The sequence below is a fragment of the Deinococcus sp. NW-56 genome, assembly GCF_002953415.1.
Classification (GTDB): Bacteria; Deinococcota; Deinococci; order Deinococcales; family Deinococcaceae; genus Deinococcus.
This window is the reverse complement of the sequence record NZ_CP026516.1, coordinates 162501-183287: the sequence shown is the minus strand read 5'-3', so window position 1 is coordinate 183287 and position 20787 is coordinate 162501. Positions and strand designations below refer to the sequence as shown.

At 71.3% G+C, this 20787-nt stretch carries 21 protein-coding genes, 2 tRNA genes and 1 pseudogene (1 of these 24 cut by a window edge); 12 read left to right on the top strand and 12 right to left on the bottom strand.

Features of this window, described 5'->3' with window-relative positions; genetic code table 11:
* The first annotated feature begins 12 nt into the window (after positions 1-12).
* The 3 genes from C3K08_RS01005 (at position 13) to alaS (ending at position 4538) form a co-directional block, all read left to right on the top strand.
* Entirely contained in the window at positions 13-1047 is a 1035-nt protein-coding gene (locus tag C3K08_RS01005; protein ID WP_104989648.1) for a response regulator, read from the top strand.
* Between the two features lie 144 nt (positions 1048-1191).
* A complete protein-coding gene (locus tag C3K08_RS01000) occupies positions 1192-1737 on the top strand; it encodes a hypothetical protein (RefSeq protein WP_104989647.1) in 546 nt (181 codons plus the stop codon).
* A gap of 122 nt (positions 1738-1859) precedes the next feature.
* The gene (alaS, locus tag C3K08_RS00995; protein WP_104989646.1) at positions 1860-4538 is read left to right on the top strand and encodes an alanine--tRNA ligase; all 2679 of its coding nucleotides are present in this window, start codon (positions 1860-1862) and stop codon (positions 4536-4538) included.
* A 48-nt stretch (positions 4539-4586) separates the two neighbouring features.
* On the opposite strand, the gene C3K08_RS00990 is transcribed toward alaS, so the two are convergent.
* Both C3K08_RS00990 and C3K08_RS00985 read right to left on the bottom strand, forming a co-directional pair.
* Entirely contained in the window at positions 4587-4943 is a 357-nt protein-coding gene (locus C3K08_RS00990) for an MmcQ/YjbR family DNA-binding protein (protein WP_104989645.1), read from the bottom strand.
* Positions 4944-5015: 72 nt separating this feature from the next.
* Positions 5016-5906, bottom strand: a complete 891-nt coding sequence (locus C3K08_RS00985; protein WP_104989644.1) for an alpha/beta fold hydrolase — start codon at positions 5904-5906, stop codon at positions 5016-5018.
* Between the two features lie 144 nt (positions 5907-6050).
* Here C3K08_RS00985 and C3K08_RS00980 point away from each other — a divergent pair, with 144 nt between their 5' ends.
* A complete protein-coding gene (locus C3K08_RS00980; protein ID WP_104989643.1) occupies positions 6051-6596 on the top strand; it encodes a TetR/AcrR family transcriptional regulator in 546 nt (181 codons plus the stop codon).
* Positions 6597-6599: 3 nt separating this feature from the next.
* Here C3K08_RS00980 and C3K08_RS00975 read toward each other — a convergent pair whose 3' ends face one another.
* A complete protein-coding gene (locus C3K08_RS00975; protein WP_199776958.1) occupies positions 6600-7043 on the bottom strand; it encodes an Rrf2 family transcriptional regulator in 444 nt (147 codons plus the stop codon).
* A gap of 184 nt (positions 7044-7227) precedes the next feature.
* Between C3K08_RS00975 and C3K08_RS00970 the strand changes: the two genes are divergently transcribed.
* The 4 genes from C3K08_RS00970 (at position 7228) to C3K08_RS00955 (ending at position 10151) form a co-directional block, all read left to right on the top strand.
* Entirely contained in the window at positions 7228-7650 is a 423-nt protein-coding gene (locus C3K08_RS00970; protein ID WP_104989641.1) for a group III truncated hemoglobin, read from the top strand.
* On the top strand, positions 7640-7933 hold the full coding sequence (locus C3K08_RS00965; RefSeq protein WP_104989640.1) for a cupin domain-containing protein: 294 nt from the start codon (positions 7640-7642) through the stop codon (positions 7931-7933). Before C3K08_RS00970 ends, C3K08_RS00965 begins: the two co-directional genes overlap by 11 nt.
* A gap of 50 nt (positions 7934-7983) precedes the next feature.
* On the top strand, positions 7984-9237 hold the full coding sequence (gene hmpA, locus C3K08_RS00960) for an NO-inducible flavohemoprotein (RefSeq protein ID WP_104989639.1): 1254 nt from the start codon (positions 7984-7986) through the stop codon (positions 9235-9237).
* Between the two features lie 116 nt (positions 9238-9353).
* Entirely contained in the window at positions 9354-10151 is a 798-nt protein-coding gene (locus C3K08_RS00955) for an IS5 family transposase (protein ID WP_104989638.1), read from the top strand.
* Positions 10152-10212: 61 nt separating this feature from the next.
* On the opposite strand, the gene C3K08_RS00950 is transcribed toward C3K08_RS00955, so the two are convergent.
* The 5 genes from C3K08_RS00950 to C3K08_RS00930 all read right to left on the bottom strand — a co-directional run bounded on the left by C3K08_RS00950 (position 10213) and on the right by C3K08_RS00930 (position 13183).
* Positions 10213-10288: transfer RNA gene (locus tag C3K08_RS00950), tRNA-Phe, on the bottom strand.
* A 3-nt stretch (positions 10289-10291) separates the two neighbouring features.
* Positions 10292-10367, bottom strand: a tRNA-Asp gene (locus C3K08_RS00945).
* A gap of 100 nt (positions 10368-10467) precedes the next feature.
* On the bottom strand, positions 10468-11229 hold the full coding sequence (locus C3K08_RS00940) for a metallophosphoesterase (protein ID WP_104989637.1): 762 nt from the start codon (positions 11227-11229) through the stop codon (positions 10468-10470).
* A gap of 3 nt (positions 11230-11232) precedes the next feature.
* Complete coding sequence (locus tag C3K08_RS00935) at positions 11233-11835, bottom strand: single-stranded DNA-binding protein (protein ID WP_104989636.1); 603 nt, start codon at positions 11833-11835, stop codon at positions 11233-11235.
* A gap of 121 nt (positions 11836-11956) precedes the next feature.
* Complete coding sequence (locus tag C3K08_RS00930; protein WP_104989635.1) at positions 11957-13183, bottom strand: cytochrome P450; 1227 nt, start codon at positions 13181-13183, stop codon at positions 11957-11959.
* Positions 13184-13302: 119 nt separating this feature from the next.
* On the opposite strand from C3K08_RS00930, the gene C3K08_RS00925 reads away from it, so the two are divergent.
* Positions 13303-13869 (top strand): UbiX family flavin prenyltransferase, encoded by a 567-nt coding sequence (locus tag C3K08_RS00925; RefSeq protein ID WP_104989634.1) that lies wholly within the window; start codon positions 13303-13305, stop codon positions 13867-13869.
* Positions 13866-14546: a 2-C-methyl-D-erythritol 4-phosphate cytidylyltransferase gene (gene ispD, locus C3K08_RS00920; RefSeq protein ID WP_104989633.1), complete on the top strand. Its 681-nt coding sequence runs from the start codon at positions 13866-13868 to the stop codon at positions 14544-14546. The genes C3K08_RS00925 and ispD overlap by 4 nt, the downstream gene beginning before the upstream one ends.
* 305 nt (positions 14547-14851) lie before the next feature.
* Here the strand turns inward: ispD and C3K08_RS00915 are convergent.
* Positions 14852-15813 (bottom strand): annotated as a pseudogene (locus C3K08_RS00915) (IS4 family transposase).
* Positions 15814-16017: 204 nt separating this feature from the next.
* Between C3K08_RS00915 and C3K08_RS17750 the strand changes: the two are divergent.
* Complete coding sequence (locus C3K08_RS17750; protein ID WP_158679803.1) at positions 16018-16341, top strand: hypothetical protein; 324 nt, start codon at positions 16018-16020, stop codon at positions 16339-16341.
* Positions 16342-16375: 34 nt separating this feature from the next.
* The gene (locus tag C3K08_RS00910) at positions 16376-17230 is read left to right on the top strand and encodes a 4-(cytidine 5'-diphospho)-2-C-methyl-D-erythritol kinase (RefSeq protein ID WP_104989632.1); all 855 of its coding nucleotides are present in this window, start codon (positions 16376-16378) and stop codon (positions 17228-17230) included.
* Positions 17231-17301: 71 nt separating this feature from the next.
* On the opposite strand, the gene C3K08_RS00905 is transcribed toward C3K08_RS00910, so the two are convergent.
* The 3 genes in view from C3K08_RS00905 to C3K08_RS00900 are tightly spaced (at most 50 nt apart) and all read right to left on the bottom strand, a layout consistent with a single transcriptional unit that may run on beyond the window.
* Positions 17302-19065 (bottom strand): stalk domain-containing protein, encoded by a 1764-nt coding sequence (locus tag C3K08_RS00905; RefSeq protein WP_234009106.1) that lies wholly within the window; start codon positions 19063-19065, stop codon positions 17302-17304.
* Positions 19066-19115: 50 nt separating this feature from the next.
* Positions 19116-19433 carry a hypothetical protein gene (locus C3K08_RS18855; RefSeq protein ID WP_369848366.1) on the bottom strand — a complete coding sequence of 106 codons (318 nt, stop codon included), beginning with the start codon at positions 19431-19433 and terminating at the stop codon, positions 19116-19118.
* Between the two features lie 8 nt (positions 19434-19441).
* A protein-coding gene (locus tag C3K08_RS00900; RefSeq protein WP_369848364.1) for a hypothetical protein crosses the window boundary here: on the bottom strand, positions 19442-20787 show its 3' portion. The gene runs 421 nt beyond the window's last position; 1346 of the gene's 1767 nt are visible here — the last part of the coding sequence; its start codon lies beyond the right edge, outside the window; its stop codon occupies positions 19442-19444.

Here is a 20787-nt window from a genome sequence, read left to right as displayed (position 1 = left end):
ACACTGCCCCCCATGCCGCGCATCCTGGTCGTGGATGACGACGCCGCCATCCTCAAGCTCGTCAGCGTGATCCTGTCCCGCGCCGGGCACGAGGTCCGCACGAGCAGTCACCCGGTGGAGGCGCTCGATCTCCTGAAGGTCTTTACCCCCGACCTCGTCATCAGTGACGTGGTGATGCCCTACATGACCGGTCTGGAGTTTCTGGAACAGGTCCGGGGCCACGAGAAGCTGAGCGCCGTGCCCTTCGTGCTGCTCTCCAGCCATGCCGAGCGCGGCGACGTGCGCCGGGGCATGAACCTGGGGGCCGACGACTATGTGCCCAAGCCCTTTACCCCGCAGGACCTGACCACCGCCGTGGACGCCCGGCTGCGCCGCGTGGGCCTGACGCGCACCCAGGAAAGCGGGATGTCGGCCCGCGCCCTGGGCACCGCGCAGGTCGTGTGGCAGGGCACGGCGGTCGCGTGGGTGTCGCGCAAGGCGCTGGAGCTGTTCTTCTACCTGCTCGAACGCCGCGAGGTGACCTCCTGGGAGGCGGCCGAGGCGCTGTGGCCGGAAAAGGACGAGGCCCGCGCCAGCAGCCTCTTTCACACCACCCTGCACCGCTTGCGCCGCAGCCTGAGCAGCGAGGCCGTCGTGAGCGCCAACCGCCGATACGCGCTCGCCGCCGACCTTCAGCCCGACTACGACGTGGCCCGCTTCGAGCTGCTTGCCAAACAGGCCGAGTCGGGCAGCCTGGGATTGGAGGAACTGCGCGAACTCGCCGACCTGTACGGCCTCTTTTTGCCCGGTGCCGACAGCCCCTGGGTGGACGAAGCCCGTGCCCGGCTGGAGGCCAAGCAGCTCAGCGTCCTGGGGCTGGCCGCGCAGGCGGCTGCCTCGGCGGGCCGCCCCAAGGACGCCGCGCAGTTCCACCAGCGGGCGCTGGCCCTCGACCCCATGAGCGAGAGCGATTGGCGGGGCCTGACGGAGGCGATGGAGACCCTGGGCGACCCCCGCGCCCGCCTCGCCGCCCGGCGCGAGGCGTGGTGGTCGGTGGACCTGGACTGAACCCAGCACCCGGCGACGGCGGCCCCGCGCGAGGTCGCCGTTATCCCTTTCTTCGGGCACCGGGGGCAGACCCTACCCGCTGGGCGGCGGCGCTTGGGCTTCCTCTCATACCGGGCGCGGGGCAGGCGCCGCAGACTGCGCCCCATGCGACACCTTCTCTTTCCCAGCAAGGCCCAGGCCGACGCCTTTATCGACGATCTCCGGAGCCAGGGGCTGATTCAGCCCGAGATGGGCCAGACCACCGTGAACCGCCGTATGGCGGGCGGCACGATGGGCACGACCACCACGACGGGAACCCAGTATGTACAGGGGGGCGGCACCCCCGAGGACGCGGGCGAGGGTGCGGTCAAGGGCACGGGCGTGGGCGCGGCAGTGGGCGCGGCGGCAGGTGTCCTCGGCACGGCGGCCACGGTGGCGACGGGCGGACTGGCCCTGCCGGTGATCTTGGGCATGACGGCCCTGGGCAGCGGCGTGGGCGCGGCGGTCGGCGCCATCGGCGGCGCAGCGGGCGTGGACGAGACGGGCGGGGCGAGCCGGAGCTACAGCTCCTCCTCCGACGTGAGTGACGAGCAGTACGAGCGCCTCCGCAGCAGCGCGGGCGAAAGTGGCCGCGCGGTGGCCGTCGAGGAGAGCATTCCGGCAGACGCGGTCGAGGCGGCGGCGGCCCGGCACGGCGGACAGTTCGTCTAAGCCCGTCTCCGGTCTGGGGGTGGGGCTGCGGCCCCGCCTCTTTCGTTGGGTGGCTCACCCCGCCGCCTTCCCAGGTGCCCCCGCCAGAATCGCCCCACAGCCCCCGCGCTACACTTCCCCCCATGACCGGGCCGCTGACCACCGCTGAAATCCGCGAGAAATACCTGCAATTCTTCGCCCTGAAGGGGCACCTGCGGCTGCCCTCGCACTCGCTGATTGCCCCCGACCCGACCACGCTGTTCACGGTGGCGGGGATGCAGCCCTTCAAGCCGCAGTTCATGGGCGCCCCGGCGAAGTTCCCCGGCCACGGCGAGAACCGGCGCGTGACCACCGTGCAGAAATGCCTGCGGGTGGGCGACATCGAGAATGTGGGCCGCACCCTGCGGCACTGCTCGCTGCTGGAGATGCTGGGCAACTTCTCCTTCGGGGACTACTTCAAGCGCGAGACGCTGACCTGGGCCTGGGAATTTCTGACCTCGCCCGAATGGATGGGCCTGGACCCGGAGCGGCTTCACGCGACCATCTACGAAGAAGACGAGGAAGCCTTCGGCATCTGGACGAAGGAGATCGGCCTCCCCGAGGGCCGCATCCTGCGCTTCGGGGCCGACGAGAACTTCTGGCCTGCCGACGCGCCCAGGGAAGGCCCCAACGGTCCCTGCGGCCCCTGCTCGGAGATCTTCTATGACCGGGGTCCCGCCTACGGCGACGACACCTGGGCCGACTACGCGCAGACCCGCGAGAGCGCCCGCTTCCTGGAAATCTGGAACTGCGTCTTCCCGCAGTACGACCGTCAGGACCCCCTCCCCGACGGCACGCCCGTGCTGGCCGACCTCCCCTTCAAGAACATCGACACCGGGATGGGCCTGGAGCGCATCGCCACCGTCGTGCAAGGCGCATACGACTTCTACTCCAACGACGTGTTCGCGCCCCTGATCGCGCGGGTGGCCGAGCTGAGCGGCAAGCCCTACGAGGGGCCGCAGAGCGTGTCGCACCGGGTGGTGGCCGAGCATGTCCGCTCGGTGAGCATGGTGATCGCGGACGGCGTGGCCCTGAGCAACACCGGGCGCGGCTACGTCATCCGCAAGATTCTGCGCCGCGCCTCCCGCCACGCCTACCTGCTGGGCCTGCGCGAGCCGACGCTGCACACGCTGGTGCCCCTCGTCGTGGAGAAGATGGGCGATGCCTACCCCGAACTCCGCGCCGAGCAGGAGCGGGTGCAGGCGGCCATCCGCGCCGAGGAGGAGCGGTTTTTGAAGACGCTGGAGGGCGGCATCCAGCGCCTCGGCGGGCTGCTCTCCGGGCTGGGGCAGGGCGGCACGCTGCGCGGTGAAGACGCCTTCGTGCTGTACGACACCTACGGCTTCCCGGTAGACCTGACCAAGGAGATCGCGGAGGAGTACGGCGTTTCGGTGGACGAGGCCGGATACGCCGAGAGCCTGGAAAACGCGCAGAACCTCGCCCGTGCGGGGAGCAAGTACGGCAAGTCCGAGCTGTTCGGCGGCTCCCAGGAGGCGCTCGACGGCCTGCCCGCCACCGAGTTTGTCGGCTACGACGAGCTGGAGGCCGAGGGCGAGGTGCTTGCGCTGATGGGCGCGGGCGAGCGGCTGGAGCATCTGCCCGCCGGGAGCGAGGGCATGGTGGTCCTCTCGCGCAGCCCCTTTTACGCGGAGGGCGGCGGCGAGGTGGGCGATACCGGGCGGCTGGAGTGGGACGGCGGCGCCGGGCGCGTGCGCGACACCCGCAAGACCCCGGCGGGCGTGTTCCTCCACGACGTGCTGGTCGAGGAAGGCGAGCTGCGCCCCGGCACCCGCGTGCGCGGCGTCGTCTCCCCCCACCGCCGGGCCACCGAGCGGCACCACACGGCCACCCACCTGCTGCACGCCGCGCTGCGGGCCGTGCTGGGGTCAGGGGTGCGGCAGGCCGGGTCGCTGGTCGCCCCTGACCGCCTGCGCTTCGACTTCGCGCACGGGGCGGCTCTCAGTGCGGAGGAGGTCAGCCAGGTAGAGGCGCTCGTCAGCCGCTGGGTCACGGCCAACTTCCCGGTGACGTGGCAGGAGATGCCCATCGAGGCGGCGAAGGCGGCAGGGGCGACCGCCCTCTTCGGGGAGAAATACGGCGACACCGTGCGGGTGGTCAGCGTGGAGGGCAGCGTCTCTTTTGGCAGCACGACGGTCACCAGCAAGGAGCTGTGCGGCGGGGCACACGTGCGCCGGACCGGGGACATCGGGGCCTTCGTGATCGTGTCCGACGAGAACGTGGCGGCGGGCGTGCGGCGCATCGAGGCGCTCGCGGGCGAGGCGGCCACCGCCTGGGTGCGCGGCCGGCTGGAGGCGGCCTCGCGGGTGGCCGGGCTGCTGAACACCGGTGTGGAGGGCCTGGAAGCCCGCGTGCAGGGCCTCCAAGCCCAGCTCAAGGCGGCCGGGCAGGAAACCGCCCAGGTCCGTCGCCAGCTCGCGGAAGCCCAGATGGGCGGCGGGGGGGGCGCGGGGCAGCAGGTGCGCGAGTTGGGCGGCTTCAAGGTCGCCGCGCTGAAGCTCGCGGGCATCGAGGGCAACGAGTTGCGCGGTGCCGCCGACAAGCTGCTCGACACCAGCGGGGCCGACCTCGCCGTGATCGCCAGCGACAAGGGCCTCGTGGTGAAGGCGACGAAAGACGCCGTCTCGCGCGGAGCGCACGCGGGGCAGCTCGTGGGCAAGCTCGCGGCGGCGGCGGGCGGCAAGGGCGGCGGGCGGCCCGACATGGCCCAGGCCGGGATTCAGGACCCCCAGGCGGCGCTGGGGGCACTGGACACGGCGTTCTGAGGTCAGGACGCCAGAAGGGAGCCGGGACGAACCTGGCTCCCTTCTGGTTTATCCCCCCAGCCCCGCCCGCTGCGCCCGCGTCAGCCCGGCCACGACCAAAGCGTGACTTCCGGCGAGCAGTTCACGCACCACCGCCTCCGGCACCGTCCCGTCCAGCGTCACCGTGACCCAGTGGCGCTTGTTGAGGTGGGAGCCGGGCGTGATCGCCGGGTCGGCCGCCCGCAACGCTTCCCCATCCTCCGGCCGCACCTTCAGCGAGAGGGTGACCGGATCGGCGGTGAGGTCGGTCAGCGCGTACATCTTGCCCGCGACCTTGAAGACCAGGGTGGTCGCGTCAAAGGGGAACGTCTCGCGCGAGCCGGGCAGGGCCGCGCAGATGCCGCGCACGTCGGCGGTGGAGTGCATGGGGGAAGTCTGGCAGGTGAACAGGCGAGGGACGCGGAGGCCGAAAGCTCCCCGCGTCCCTCTGCATCCCGCTCAGCGCAGGTTGTTCGCCCGCGCCCAGTCGAGAATGGCCCGGTTGGCCGCGTCCGCCTTCTCGAAGATCGCCGCGTGGGCGGCGCCCGGAATCAGTACCAGCTTCGACCCGGCGATGTTCTGCTGCATCTTCCGGCTGAACTCGGGCGGATACACCGTGTCCTCCACGCTCCCCAGCACCAGCGTGGGCACCTGGATCGTCTTCAGGAAAGGCACGTAGTCGGGCCGGGTCGCCAGCGCATTCGCCCCTGCTACGTCCGCCGCGCCCGTCGCCTGCTTGACGATGGCCGTGAGGAAAGCCGCGTCGGCGGGACGGTTCAGGCGCGTCTGCCCGGTCAGCATGTCCTTGAGCAGCTCACCCACCAGCGACTGCGGTCCGAAGATGCTCGCCTTTTGCGCCATGCCCCGCCAGAGGTGCTGCTCCACGATGGAGGCCGGGTTGGCGATGGTGTTGATCAGCACCAGGCCCAGGAAGCGCTGCGGAGCCGCCTTGTACATCTCGAAGGCGATGGGGCCGCCCATGCTCATGCCGCCCACGATGGCCTGCTGCACGCCGAGGCGGTCCATCACCGCGAGGGCGTCGGCCGCGTAGGTCGTCAGGCTGCCGGGGTCGGAAGCGGGGGCGGTGCTCTGGCCGTAGCCCCGGTGGTCCACCGTGATCACGCGGTACCCAGCGGCGGCCAGGGCGTCGCGGTTGCGGGCGAAGAGTTCGCCGCTCAGCGGATAGCCGTGCAGCAGCAGCATGGGCGTGCCCTGCCCCACGCTGACGTAGTGAATCCGCGCCCCATTCACGTCGAGAAAGCCCTCCTGGCGGACACCCTCGGCCCCTCCTGCCTGCGCGGCTCCCAGGCCCAGCCCCATCATCAGTGCCAGCATCGTCCGGTTCTTCATGGTTCTCCTCGCTCCGGCACCGGTAGAGGAGCCGGAGAACCAACTCAGGATTCAGTTGGCTTTCTGACTCAGGGTAGGGGTGAAGGCCGGGCCAAATCTCAGCCCCGCTTCATGGCATCTTGACCCCGGAGGGAGGCCAGAGGCGTGACAGGGAGCAAACGCGAGCAGATCGTGCGGGGGGCGCTGCGCCTCTACCGGACCCAGGCGGTGTGCGGCAGCACCCTCAAGGACGTGGCCGCCGTGTCCGGGGTGCCGCTGGGCAACCTGTACTACTACTTCCGGACCCGCGAAGAGTTGCTGCTGGCGGTGCTGGACGCCTGCGAGGCCGAGCTGCGCGGCCTGCTGGACGACCTCACGCCCCTGCCGCCCCCGGTGTGGCTGGCGGCCTACTTCGACTGGCTGCTGACCGACCCGGACTCGGCCGCGCACCAGGGCTGCCCCTTCGGGACGCTGGCGGTGGAGCTGCGGGCGCTGCGCGACCCTGCCGCTCCCCGCGCCGCCCGGATCGTGCAGCACTACCGGGAGGCGGTCGCGGCCCGGACGCGGGTCGTCTTTCCCGACGGCGACCCCGACGAGGTGTTTCTGGCTGTCCAAGGAGCTTACACGGTCGCCCGCGCCCTGGACGATCCTCAGCTCTTCCAGCAGCGGGTAAACACCCTGCGGGGTCGTCTGACTCCCACTCCCTCCTGACGTTCAGGAGGTGGGCTGCTCGGGCACGGGCCAGAGCGGTACTTCTGGGTGACCGGGAACCGGGTCGATCAGTTCCTCCAGGGTGGTGCTCGCCAACTGGCGCTCGGTGGCGGCTACGGCCTCGTCGATGCGGCGGTGCAGCGGGCACAGGCTGGTGTGGTCGGGCCGCCCCAGCGGGCACTCGCGGATGCGGGCCAACGGCTCGACGGCATTGACCACCTCCAGCATGCAGATATCCGCCGCCGGACGGCTGAGGCGGTAGCCCCCGCGCAGCCCCCGCGCCGCCGTGATCAGCCCGGCCCGCCCCAGCGTTTGCAGCACCTTGGAAAGGTAACCGGGGGGCACCTTCGTCCGGGCGGCGATCTCGGCGGTCGTCAGCGGCTGGCCCTCCGCCCCCGCGAGGGTCACGACGGCCCGCAGCGCATATTCGGTGGTCTGGGAAAACAAGAGGCGCCTCCTGGGTCCGTGAGTGGTGGACCTTGACATCCACTTTATAGGCGTCTAGGCTGTGGCGGTCAATGGATATGTGGACCCGCATATCCGGAATGGATCGCCTGATGTTCTTTCCTTCGTCTTCTCTCCCCGTCCGCTCTCCAGTCAACATCGCCCGGACGCCCCTGGAGGCCCGACCATGACCCTTTCCCTGACTCCGGAAGGCAGCCTGTTCGCCCGGCTGGGCGAGGAACGGTTGCGGCGGGTGCTGTGGGCCTTTTACGCGAAGGCCACCGCCGACGACCTGCTCGGCCCGGTGTTCGCGCGGATCGGTCCCTTTCCGCGCGGCGGCTGGCCGCTGCACATCGCCCGGCTGGAGGGGTTCTGGCGGGCGGTGACGGGCGGGCCGAGCGCGTACCGGGGGCAACCCGGCCCGGCGCACACCGGCCTGGGCATCGGCCCGGCGCACTTTGGCCGCTGGCTGGCCCTGTGGGAGCAGACGCTGGGCGAGGAGCTGCCCCCCGCCGAGGCCGCCGCCCTGCTGGGGCTGGCCCGCCGGATGCATCCCAACCTCGAACGCCACGCCCTCGCGGCCCCACCGGAGGCTTCCCATGTCCACTGACCCCGCTCCCCGCCCCGTTGCCCCCCGGATGCTCGTCAAGGCCCCGGCGGGCCGCGCCCTGCTGTTCGAGTACCAGGCGGGCGAGGGCCTGCCGCCCCACACCCACGCCGGACAGGCCGTGGTCGTCGCCGTGCTGCGCGGGCGGCTGCGCCTGAGCGTGGACGGGCAGGACCACGAAGTCCCGGCGGGCGAGGTGCTCCACGTCCAGACCACCGGCCTCTTCTCCAGCCGGGCGCTGGAGGACGGCACCCGCGTCCTCGTCACGCTGCTCGACCTGGGCTGAGGCCCTCCGCCCCCTCCCCCTCCCTCTTTTCCCTGGAGACACCCCGACCCATGCTGACCCCCGAACAGACGGCCATCATCAAAGCCACCGTCCCGGCGCTCGAAGCGCACGGTGAGACGATCACCCGCACCTTCTACGCCTCCATGTTCGCGGCGCACCCGGAACTGCTGAACATCTTCAACCCGGCCAACCAGAAGACCGGGCGGCAGGCCCGCAGCCTCGCGGCCTCGGTGCTGGCTTACGCGGCGCACATCGACCACCCCGAGCGGCTGGGCGGCATGGTGGGCCGGATCGCGCACAAGCACGTCAGTCTGGAGGTGCTGCCCGAGCACTACCCCATCGTGGGCGAACACCTGCTGGGGGCCATCGCCAGCGTGCTGGGCGACGCCGCCACGCCCGAGATTCTGGATGCCTGGGCGGCGGCCTACGGGCAACTCGCGAAGATCATGATCGGGGTGGAGGGCGGCATGTATGCCCAGGCGGCCGGGCAGCCCGGCGGCTGGCGCGGCTTCAAGCCCTTCCGGGTGACCCGCAAGGTGCAGGAGAGCGGCGTGATCGCCTCGCTGGTGCTCGAACCCGTGGATGGGCAGCCGCTTCCCCCCTTCCGGCCAGGGCAGTACCTCAGCCTCAAGGTGCGGGTGCCGGCGCAGGAGCGCGACCAGATTCGTCAGTACAGCCTCTCGGACGCGCCCAACGGCCGCAGCTACCGCATCGCCGTGAAGCGTGAACTGGCCCCCCAGACCGAGCCGTTCGCGCCCGGCGGCCTGATCTCCAATTATCTCCACGACGACATTCAGGAGGGGGACGAGCTGCTGGTCCACACCCCGGCGGGCGACTTCTTCCTGCAAGACTCGGACCGTCCGGTCGTGCTGATGAGCGGCGGGGTGGGCATCACGCCGATGCTGAGCATGCTGAACACCCTGGTCGCCTCCGGCTCGACCCGCCCGGTCCTGTTCGTCCACGCGGCGCTGGGGGCCTCGGCGCACGCCTTCCGCGAGCATGTGAACGAGGTGGCCCGCACCCAGCCGAATGTCCGCAAGCTCGTCTACTACACCGAGGTGGGCGCAGGGGACCGCCCCGGCGAGCACCACGACGAGGCGGGGCTGATCCGGATGGAGACGCTGCGCCCCCACCTGCCCCAGGGCGACGCCGAGTACTACTACTGCGGGCCTGAGGGCTTCACGCGGGCGGTGGAGAACATCCTCGACCGCCTGAACGTGCCCGCCGAGCGCCGCTTTACCGAGACCTTCGGCCCCAGCCAGAGCTTCGCGCTGGTGCTAGCCCCGGCGGGTTCGGCGGACTGAGCAACAACGTGACTTTGACCCCCGGCCAACTCCGGCCGGGGGTTTTGGTTCTTAGAGGCTGCCAAGAACAGGGACGAACTCGAGGGGCGTGGCTCTGAGAACAGCAGAATGGGTGGGTGACGCGGCGAGGCTACCCCAGCGACGTTGACGACGACACCTACTTGTTCCTGCTCCCGTACCTGCTGCTCAGCCGTGCGGATGCAGGTCAACGGAAGTACCCCATCCGGGATGTCCTGAACGCCTTGCTGTGGATGGCCCGCACGGGGGCGCAGTGGAGCTATCTTCCAAACGACTTTCCTCCTGCGGAGACGGTGCGCCAACAGGCGCACCGTTGGTTCGTGGCAGGCTGCTTCGAGAATGCCGCCCACGACCTGCGAATCCTGGCCCGGGTGGAGCAAGGTCGAGATCCCGAGCCGTCCGCGGTGGTCATGGACAGCCGAACCCTCCAAAGCACACCTGAAAGCGGTCACCGTGCGGGCTATGACGGGGCCAAGAAGCGCAAGGGCACCAAGGTTCACCTCGCCGTGGACACCCTGGGACACGTGCTGGCTATCCTCACTTCCCCAGCCAACGAACAGGACAGGGCACAGGTCAAAGACCTGTGCCTAGAGGTGCAGGAAGCCACCGGAGCACAGGTGGAAGTCGCCTTCGTGGATCAAGGGTATACGAAAGTCCAGACCGCGTTAGACGCGACGGATGCGGGCGTCGAGCTGGTCGTCGTGAAGCGTCCAGAAGCGACCAAGGGGTTCATCCTGCTTCCGAAACGCTGGGTGGTTGAACGTTCGTTTGCGTGGCTGGCACGCTTCCGGAGGCTGAGCCGAGATCTGGAACGCCTTCCCTCCACATTGGTTGGGTTCCACTTCCTCGCCGCCTGCATTCTGCTCTGCCACAACCTCACGCCACTTTTTGCTTAGGGTTCTTGGCAGCCTCTAGGCGTGGAAAGCAAAAACTCCGCGCGGGGCGGAGTCTTTGTCTTGGTGGCCAGGGCCGGACTTGAACCGGCGACCCAACGATTTTCAGTCGTTTGCTCTACCAGCTGAGCTACCTAGCCGGGTGGCGGTCCGGACGGGATTTGAACCCGCGACCTACTGCGTGACAGGCAGTTATGCTAACCGCTACACTACCGGACCACTCCGCGCTGCCGCAAAAGCAGCGGGGTCAAGGATAGCGGCCCCCTCCCCAGCTGTCAACACGACTACACTTCGGCCTGGGGTGAGGGCCACCCAGGGGTCAAAACGGCATGGCCCGGACCCCCTGCACCGGCTCAGGCGCGGCGGGGTCGAGCAGCAGTTCCAGGTACTGCCGGGCGTGAAGGGCGTCGATCAGGCACAGCCCCGCGTCGCGGTCGATCCGGATTCCCGTCGGCATCTGGGTGTGCCCGTAGACGCCGAGGCTCAGGCCCGCCTGCCGCACGTACTCGGGAGTGTCGCGAAACCAGCGCTTGGAGCTGGCGTCGCTGTAGAAGAGGTCGTCGTAGATGGCGTGGGCGGGCAGGGGCGAGACGTGGGCGAACTGCACGCTGCCCAGGCGCACCTCGCGCAGGAAGCCCTCCATCCAGCGCCGCAGGCCCTCCGGCAGCAGGGTGCCGCCCCGATTGGGGTCGAACTCGACGTGAACGAGGCCGCTCCCGGTGCCCAGCACGTGGTCGAGGTTCAGGACCGCCGCGTCGTGGTTGCCCAGGATGAGGTGGACCGCGTGGGGGGCCGCCGCGTGGTACTCGCGCAGCCGCTCCAGCTCGCGCACCTGCTCGCGGGCGGCCAGCAGCAGGTGGTCGCGGTCGCGCACGTCGAAGCGGTGCAGTCCGGTCAGGCGCTCGTAGGCCCGCTCGTTCTTGGGGTGGACGAGATCACCGATCAGGACCACCTGATACAGCCCCGCCAGCACCGGGGGCGTGGGCCGCCCGGCCGCGTCCATGCAGCTCGACGCCCGCAGCGCCGCCCACAGCGCGGGCCAGTCGGCGTGCACGTCCCCCACCGCGATGACCTTGAGCATGGGCTAGCCGCGCAAGATGCCCTGGAGTTCCTTGTAGATCGCGCGGCTTTCCTCCAGCGACTCGCCGTAGCCGCGCATCAGGGCCTGGGTGGCTTCCTTCGCCTTGCCTGCCGCTTTGAGCTGCTCAATCAGGTCCTGGATGTGTTGCCGGGCCTTTTCCATCTGGGGGTCGCGGGGCGGGGCCGGGGGCACGGCGGCGCGGGGGGCGGGGGCTGCCCCCTCCTCCACCTCGGCGTCGAGGTCGGTGGTATTCGGGCCGTCCTCGGGGTCGTACTCGACCCACTGAGCCTCCTCGGGCAACTCCAGGCCGAAGAAGCGGGCGGCGTCGGCCAGCGCCCGCAGCCGGGCGTCGGGGAGGGTGTGGCCGGTGGCGAGGCCTTCGCGGGTGGCGCCCCCCACGGTCAGGCGGGCGCGGACCACGGGCGGTGTCACGCTGTCGCAGGCCCAGGCGAGTGCCCACTGCGGGTCCACCGCTTCGAGGTGCCGGGCGAGGCTCTGGGGGTGGGGCGCCAGGGTCACGCGCGCCTGGTCGCCGCGCACCTCCGCGACCGCCCAGGCGGTCATGGCGGCTCGCAGGGCTTCACGGGTGCGGTCTGAGTCGGCCATAGGCCCCGAGTCTAGCGGGCGCCGCCCGGCTGCCGCCACGCCAGCGCGGCAGCCCTGCCCAGAGACAGGCGGACCCTCCGCGCCAGCGTGGGCGCGAACGGCTCCGGGGGCCACGCCCGACCTACAGGGCCACGCGCAGCGCCCGCAGGCCCCGCAGGGTCAGGTTGGGGAGGTAGCTCAGCGGCTGCTCCGGCACCCGGTACCCCGGAAAGCGGGCCAGGAAGCGCGTCAGGAACACCGCTGCCTCCATTCGCGCCAGCCCTGCCCCCAGGCAGTAGTGCGCCCCGGCGGCGAAGGCGAGGTGCGTGCGGGCATTCTCCCGCGAGAGGCGCAGGGTGTGGGGATCGGGGTACGCGGCGGCGTCCCGGTTCGCCCCCGCGAGGCTCACGAGCAGCGGCAGGCCCGGCGGCAGCGCCACTCCCTCCAGCGTCAGCGGCGCGGTCGTGAAGCGGGCGGTGCCCTGCACGGGCGAGAGGAAGCGCAGCAGTTCCTCCACCGCGTTCCCCACCCGTCCCCCGGGGTCCCCCGCGAGCCAGGCCCGCTCCTCCGGCCACCCGTGCAGGGCGAGGAGGCTGCCCGAGAGCAGGTTGGAGGTTGTCTCGTGGCCCGCGACAAGCAGCAACACCGCGTTGGCGAGCAGTTCGTCGCCGCTGAGGCGTTCGCCCCCGTCCTCGGCGGCGGCGAGGGCCGAGAGCAGGCCGGGACGGGGATGGGCACGCAGGTCGTCCGCGAGGGTGCGGAAGTAGGAGCGCATCGCCCCGGCGTCGGCCTCGACCTGTGCCCAGCGCTCCGGGGGCACGTTCAGGCCGCCGATCAGGTCGGCCACGCTGCCCGCCCACGTTTTGAAGCGGTCGGCGTCGGTCCCGGACAGCCCCAGCATCTCCACGATCACGGCGACGGGCAGCGGCACCGCGAGGGCGGCCACGGCGTCCACCTCTCCCCCGTTCGCGCCCGCCTGCCGCGCGGCCCCGTCCAGCAGCGTGTCGGTCAGCCCGGTGACGAATTCACGGCTCTCCTCCAGCACCCGGGGCGTGAAGGCCCGCCCCGCGAGCGACCGCAGCCGGGTGTGCGAGGCCCCGTCGTGAAAGAGCATCATCGGGGCCATCAACCGGGCGGCCTCGCTGCTGGCGAAGCTGGGGTCGGCGGCGTACTTGCTGGTGCGGACGTGCGGACTCTTGAGGGCCGCGCCCGCCGCTGCGTGCCCGGTCAGCAGGGCCATGCCGCTGGCGGGGTCGTACAGGACGGGTGACAGTGCCCGCGCCCGGTCGAGGTAGGGGGGTGGGTCGGCGAAGTGGGCGCCCTGCCAGTAGCCCTGAAGGAGGGCGGCGGCGGTGGGAAGGGGGGTCATGGGTCAGGCTAGAACATGAACGGGGTGGTGGTTGGGGCAAGTGAGGAGGCCCGACGCCGCCGTCTGTCCGTGTCTTTCCGCCCGCTGTTCCCAGCGCCTGCCCTGCTACCCTCTCCCCCATGCGGCTGGTCGTCGGCGTGAGTGGAGGCAGCGGGATTCCGTATGCCGGGAGCATCCTGCGGGCGCTGCACGCACTCGGCGTGGAGACGCACCTGATCGTGACGAGCGGGGCCAAACGGGTGATGACGGCCGAGGCGGGCGGCCCTACGCTGGCCGACCTCACGGCGCTCGCGCACACCGTCCACGACGACCGCGACCTCGCGGCGAGCGTGGCGAGCGGGTCCTTCCGCACCGATGGAATGCTGGTCGTGCCGTGCAGCGCGGGCACGCTGGCGAAGGTGGCGGGGGGCTTCGCGGACAACCTGCTCTCGCGGGCGGCGCACGTCACCCTCAAGGAGCGGCGGCCGCTGGTGCTCGTGCTGCGCGAGGACCCGCTGCCCCGGCCCATGCTGACGAACATGCTCGCCGCCCACGACGCGGGGGCAACTTTGATGACCGCCTCGCCGGGCTTCTACCACGCGCCGGAGACCGTGGAGGAACTGCTGCACTTCGTCACGGCGCGGGTGCTCGACCAGTTCGGGCTGGACGTGCCGGGCTTCCGGCGCTGGAAGGACTCGGGGGCATGACCGGCGCCTGCCTCCTCGCGGGCCGCACCGCCGCCCTGATTCCCGCCGCCGGGTCGGGCACGCGGCTGGGGCGGGGGCCGAAGGCGTTCGTGGAGGTCGCGGGGGTGAGCCTGCTCGCCCGCAGCGTCGCGGCGCTCGCGCCCTGGATGGATGAAGTCCTGGTCGCCCTGCCCGCCGGGATGGACCTGCCCCCCGGCCTCCCCGCCCGTGCGGTGGTCGGCGGGGAGACGCGCCAGGAGAGCGTGGCCCGGCTGCTCGCCGCGACCGACGCCGACGTGGTGCTGGTCCACGACGCGGCGCGGCCCTTCCTGCCGGGGACAGTGGTGAGGGCGCTGCTGGAGGCGGTGGCCGAGACGGGCTCAGCGACGGTGGCCCTTCCGGTCGCGGACACCCTGGTGCGGGGCGAAGGTGCTCGGTGGGCCGAAGGAGTCCCCCGTGAGGGCCTGTGGGCGGTCCAGACCCCGCAGGCGTTCCGGCGCGAGCTGCTGCTGCGGGCACACGCGGAGGCGCGGGCGCAGGGAGTCACGGCCACCGACGACGCCGGACTCGTCGCGCGGCTGGGTCTCCCCGTGCGGCTGGTGCCCGGCGACGCGCGGCTGTTCAAGGTCACCACACCGGGCGACCTCGCGCTGGCCGAGGCAGTGGCCCGTGTCTGGGATGCTGGGGAAATAGAGTAGACGCTGATTCCCGGCCCAACCCTTGCAGGGAGCGTGTTACTTTCAGCGCGTGAGTTCCCGTCCTCAGTGCCGCCTCGGTCCCAGTCTCCTCGTCCTTGCTTCGCTCGTCGGAGTGGGTGAAGGGCAAGCGCAGACCACACGGTTCGGGGAAGCCCTCGTCCGGACTCGCACCAATCCAGTGACAGGAGAAAAGAGCCGCACGGTCTTCCTTACTTCTATGGACGGCGTGATGGGCCTCTACGTCTTTTGCGTGGACACGAGAACACCCAATGTCAGCCTGTTCCTCTGTACCGGACATCTTGCCTTTAAACTGCGCCTGGCACGTGAAACGGCATGCTCAGCAGCCTGATCAGCCCTGGTAATTCGGGCAGATTCCACCGCAGGGCATTGCACAGCTGCTCTGCGCCGTACCGCACCAGGCTCATGGCCGGGCGGCCATGAGCCTTCACCTTGATCGGGACGTGCGCTTGGAGCCATACGCCCACCCGCAGGCAACTGACCCAGGCCAGGATGACCAGCCCGAACAGCCGTTCTAGTCGGTCTGGTCGAGTGATACCGGTCCGCTCCAGGTCAAACCCGCGCACCTTGAGGCTGGCGAACGTGCACTCCACCGACCAGCGCGCCCGGTACAGGACGCAGGTGTCCCAGACGCTGAAATCCGTGGCGATCGCCACCAGGTCCCCCGCGGGGACCTGGTGGCCACGACCTGCATCACCTCCCCGTACACGTTGGCCCGCTCGGCGAGGCACCGCACTTCTCCGACCTTCAGATCACCGAACCACGCATCCACACGCAACTCGTCGACCACGGCGTTCTTCCTGATACGGATGGCGCGCTTGATGCCCTTCCGTCTCAGGAACCGGAACCACTCGCCGCCGATGAACTCCCGGTCGGCGACGAGGCCCTTCCAGCGGCCCGCTGGAAGGGCCTTCAGGAGTCGTGAGACCAGCTGGATCCGCCGGACCGTGCTGCTGTTGCCGTCGTGATCCAGGGCAGTCCAGACGAGTGGCACCGTGTAGCCGTGCAGGACGACGCCAAGCACCAGGAGATTCAGGGGCGACTCGCCGCGCTCCCACGTCGTGCGGTCCATGCTGAGCAGCAATTTCCCTGGGGGCAGCAGAGCCAGGAGGAAGGCCAGGAAGACGGACTCGGTGAGCTGAGGATCCCGGTACCCTCGTTCCACCCGGCGTCTCTTTGCGTCGAGGGAGCTGACTCCGGGCAGGTGGGCGCACAGGTCACTCTGGTTCACGCTTCGGGCCGTCACCATCGCGAAGATCAAGTCCACGACACGCTGCAGCGTGTCGTGGCGCAGGAAGGGCACGCAGGCTTTGAAGTGGCGGGTGAGTTCGATACGCTGGAGATCGGCGGGTTTTGGGATGGTCACACACTCAAAACACCGCCGTTTGTTGTGCCACTTCGCGACCGATCACACGTTCAGAAATTTTCCGTCCAGCACAGCTTCAACCTGAAGATGTCCGGTACAGAGAGCCTGTTCCTAACCGACGGGACATTCCGTGACTGGGGGTACCTGACGGGAGCACGTATCCCCGTCACTTGGCAGGCCGATAGCCGACGTAGTATCTCGGAGAACTGGGAAGTCATTGGGCGTGACGATGACCTGCGGCGCTACGGCAAACTGGGGTTGGTCACGGCGGAACTCTTTGTGACCCAGCGGCAGTTCACCACCAAGCTGTTCGACCAGACCTACGTCTTTCCGGCTCGTGGATTGAACTCGGCCATGCGCCAGCTTCCCTGCGTCGTGCCTTTTCTCAAGAGCACGGGCTACCTCAAATAACCGGGGCGTTTCCCTTGTGGGATGCTGGGGCGCGATGACCGCCCCCTCCCCTGCTGCCCCATCCACCTACCTCGCCCCCGCCAAAGTCAACCTCGGCCTCAGCGTGCGCGGGCTGCGGCAGGGGGGGTACCACGAGCTGCACACGGTCATGGTGCCGCTGGGGGTGGGCGACGAGCTGGAGATCGCGCCCGCGCCGGGGCTGACCCTGCGGGTGGAAGGGGCCACCGGGCTGCCCGCGGACGAGCGCAACCTCGTCTACCGGGCGGCGCGGGCCTATCTGGACGCCGCCGGAATGCCGGGCGGCGCGGCGATCACCCTGCGCAAGACGCTGCCGCTGGCCTCCGGGCTGGGCGGGGGCAGCAGCGACGCGGCGACCACCCTGATGGCGCTCGCGCGGCTCTACCCAGCGGGGGTGCGGCTGCCGGAGCTGGCCCTCTCGCTGGGGGCGGACGTGCCCTTCTTCCTGCTGGGGCAGGCCGCGCTCGCCGAGGGGGTGGGCGAGGTCCTCACGCCGCTTCCCGTTCCGCACGTGCCGCTGGTCCTCGTCAACCCCGGCGTGGAGGTCAGCGCCCGCGACGCCTACGCCTGGCTGGACGAGGAGGACGAGTTCACCCGCGCCCTTGACGTGGAAGGCATCCTGACCGGGTTGGCGGGGAGCGGCCCGATTCCGTACTTCAACGCCCTGCAAGGCCCCGTGGCCGCCCGTCACGCGCCCATCCGGGAAGCGCTCGCGGCCCTGGCCTCGGCGGGCCTGCGCTCGCCCCTGATGAGCGGCAGTGGCGCGACCTGCTTCGCCCTCGCCCCGGACGACGACGCGGCGCACGCGGCGGCGGCGGCCCTGCGGGCGCGGCATCCGGAGTGGTGGGTGGTGGCGACCCGGACGCTGTAGCAGGCAACGGCAGGGGGCAGAAGGGCAACCCTGACCGCCGCCTCTTCTGCCCCCTCTCTCCTCCCCTACGCCTACGGCTGATACGGCTTGAACAGGCCCCCGTAGCCTCCCGTCCCCAGCCCGCTCGTCTTGTAGAAGATCAGGCTGACCGGCAGGTTGCTGCCGCTCGCGGGCACGAGGTCGAGGTCGAGGCGGTCACTCTGGGAGCGCCACAGCAGCACGGGCTGGTCGGGTTCGATGGCGTTGCCCGTGCGCGGCAGCTTGATGGTCTGGGCCAGGGGACCGTCCTGCACGTGCATCGCGCCCCGGTAGAGGCCCCCGCGCGGGCTGAAAGCGACCGCCGCGCCGCCCGCCCCGTAGACCTCCAGGTGGTAGCGCACCCCGTAGTTCCCCGCGAGGCGCTGGGGCTGCCCGGTGAGCTTGTCCACCCCGGTGATCGCCGGGTCAACCTGACCGTCCCCGATCACCAGCCGGGCGGGCAGACTGGTGAGGTTCACGCGCAGGCCGCGCACGGCGTTCTCGAAGGTGCCGCGCTGGTGCTTGCCGTCGTGGGGCAGATAGGGCAGTTGCTGGGCCACCTGCGCGGTGGCGGGCAGGCCCTCTTCCAGCATCAGGAAGGTCAGCTCGACCCGCCCCGACGCCACGAGGTCCTGCATCACGTTCACGCCGGTGCCGGGAGTCAGGGTGGGGCTGGCGTACACCGGCACCGTCTCGCCGGGCGGCAGGGTCAGGGTGGGGCCGCCCGTGCTCGCGAAGTAGTCCAGCAACGTGACCTGCCCCAGCAGCGTCTCGATGCGGGTGGGGGCCGTCTCGCCCTGGCGCTCGGTGCGGAGGTCCACCGGACGGCCCTCCAAGTTGCGGGCCAGGATGTGCAGCCGCGCTCCGGTCTTCAGGCCGTTGAGGTGGTAGCCCAGCAGCCGCACCCGCCCGGACACGCTGTCCTGGTACAGGACGCCGCTCTGGGTCGGCACCTCCGGGCTGTTGCTGAAGATCAGGGGATGGTTCTCGCGGAAGGTGGGCTGGGTCGGCGCGAGCGGATAGCTGCGAATCTGCGGATCGGGAAAGCGGTCGCCCGGCTCGGCGTAGCGCAGGGCGTAGGTCAGCGGGGTATCCACCGCCGGACCCTCCACCCGCAGGGTCCGGGAGAAGGGCGCACTCTGGAGGCCCCGGCTGTTGGTGACCTGCAGGGTGACGGTGTAGGTGCCGGGCTGGAAGAAGACCTCCTGCCGTCCGGTCCAGCGCCGCGCGGTGAGGTCGGCCCCGTCGGGGTCGAAGGCGTACTCGGTGTACACCACCCGCTCGCCGGGCGCGTACACCGTCTTGTCGGTGGCGAAGCGGGCCTGCGGCGCGAGGGGATTGACCCCCTGCGCCAGCACCGACAGGGTCAGCGTGCGGCCGTCGGCGCCCACGCTGAGGTTCGCGTTCAGGGCGTCGGCGAGCAGGCGCACGGGCACGTACAGCACGCCGCCCACGTCCGCCACGCTGCCGGAAGGCTGCGCGGCTCCCGCCAGAAAGGCCGCCGAGCGCACTGGGTCCACGTTCAGGCGGCCCACCTGAAGCTGCCCGCCCACCTCGGCCACGGGCTGGCCCAGCAGCGCCGCCGTCTCGCGCAGGGGCACCAGCGTGCGCCCGCCGATCAAGCGGGGCGCGGCGGGAAAGGGGGCCGCCACGCCATTGACGTAGGCGACCGTCTGGTCGGTGGTCACGGTGAGCTGCGCCGCGCCCTGCGCCCAGGCCAGTGGGGCGAAGCCCAGCAGCAGGGTGGTCAGGAGGGTCCGCGAACTTCGGCGGCGGCCTGGGGTCAGGGGGCGGAGAAGACCTTCTCGGCTAAACATCCGGGCAGTATGGCGGGCCAACCTGACCCGTGTCTGCGGGCGGGGTGTCCCTAGCCCGCCTGCGCGGCGCGGCGCCGGTCGCGGGCGTGGCGCACCTCGGCCCCCACGAGGGCGAGCGTATTCAGGGCGTAGGTCGCCGCCAGCACGGCCAGCAGTGTGGCCCGCACCGCCGGGTCGGCGGGGTCCAGCGGCGGGGCAAAGCGGGTCAGCCCGGCGAGGGGCAGCAGCGCCGCCGCCGCGCCGCCCCAGGCCAGCAGCAGCACCGCGCCCCAGGGGCTGTCCAGCAGGGCTGACCCCGGCAGCAGCAGCGCCGCGAGGCGGTAGAGGGGCGGCCGGTCCTGCCGCGCGGCCCCGGGCGGGCGCGGCACCAGCAGGCTCAAGGCGAGGCCCCCCACCAGCCCCAGCGCCCCCAGAAAGGCCCAGCCCAGCCGGGGCTGCCCAGCGTCGCCCCGGCGGCCAGCGGCTCGCGGGCCAGGCGGCCCAGCGTGACCCCGAGGTCCCCGCTCACCGCGCGGGCGAGGCTGCGGTCATCCGGAAAACACAGCCGGGGCTGCCCCGGCCGCAGCGCCCGCTGAAAGTCGGTGCCGGGGGTGCCGGGGCGTAGCCCCAGGTTGTAGGCGGCGGCGGCGAGGTCGGGGCGCTCGGCCAGGGCGGCGCGGTACCCCTCGCGGGCTTGCGGGGCGTCCCCCCGCGCCTGCGCGATCACCGCGAGGTTGTTGCGGGCACAGGGGTCCCCCGCCGCCTGGGCGTAGCGTGCGCGGGCGGCCGTGTCGTCCCCGTCGAGCTGCGCGGCGAGGCCCGAGAGCAGCGCGGCGTCGGGGCCGGGGCGCAACCCCAGGTCGCCCAGCCGGGCCGCGCCCCACCCGCCCCCGTAGGTGCCCGCATTCAGGGCGGGCTCCTGAAGCTGCGCCGCCGTCGCGTTCGCCCAGCCCCAGGCGGCCAGCGCGAGCGCCAGACCGGCCGCCAGCACGGTCAGTCCCAGCCGTTCGGTCCAGGTCGCGTACAGGACGGAGGTGTGTCGCAGCCGCAGCAGGGGCCGCCGCCAGCCGCGCCAGCGCCCTCCCAGCGGGCGGGTCTGGACACCCTGCGCCCGCCACGCCCGCGCGGTCAGGGCGAGCAGGGCCGCCCCCAGCGCGAGCAGCAGCGCCAGGGTCAGGGTGCGGGTGGCCGCCCGCACGAGGTCGGGAGCCTGCGGCCCCAGGTTGTAGAGGGTCCCCGCCCGCAGCTCCCGGCGAAACTGCCGCCATTCCTCGGCCTCGCCGCCCCGGCCCTGGGCCTCGAGCAGGTCAGCGTAGCGGGCGTACAGCGCGTCGCCGCCCTCGAAGCGGGGGTGCAGGTCGCGCAGGTAGCGCAGCCACACGTCCGCCCGCGCCAGCCGCCCCTGCGCCAGCAGGGTGCCCACGTAGCCGCTGGGATTGCCGTAGGCCCCCAGTGCCCCCCGGCCCACCCGCACTTCCGGGTCGTAGCCCCGCGCCGCCGCGTCCCGCCGCGCCCGGTCGAGGGCCACGTCGGCGGCGGCCGGAAACCCCAGCGCGTCGAGGTCGGCGGCGAGCTGTACCCAGGCCGGAAAGGGCAGCTCTGCCGAGAGCGCCCGCCGCACCGCCCGCAACTCCGCGAGGCGGTTGCCCCGTGCCGCCCGCGCCTCGCGCAGCGCGAGGAAGGGATTGAGGGGGTCTTCGGCCACCGCCTGCGCCAGCGCCTCCTCCGGGGGGAGGGCCGCGG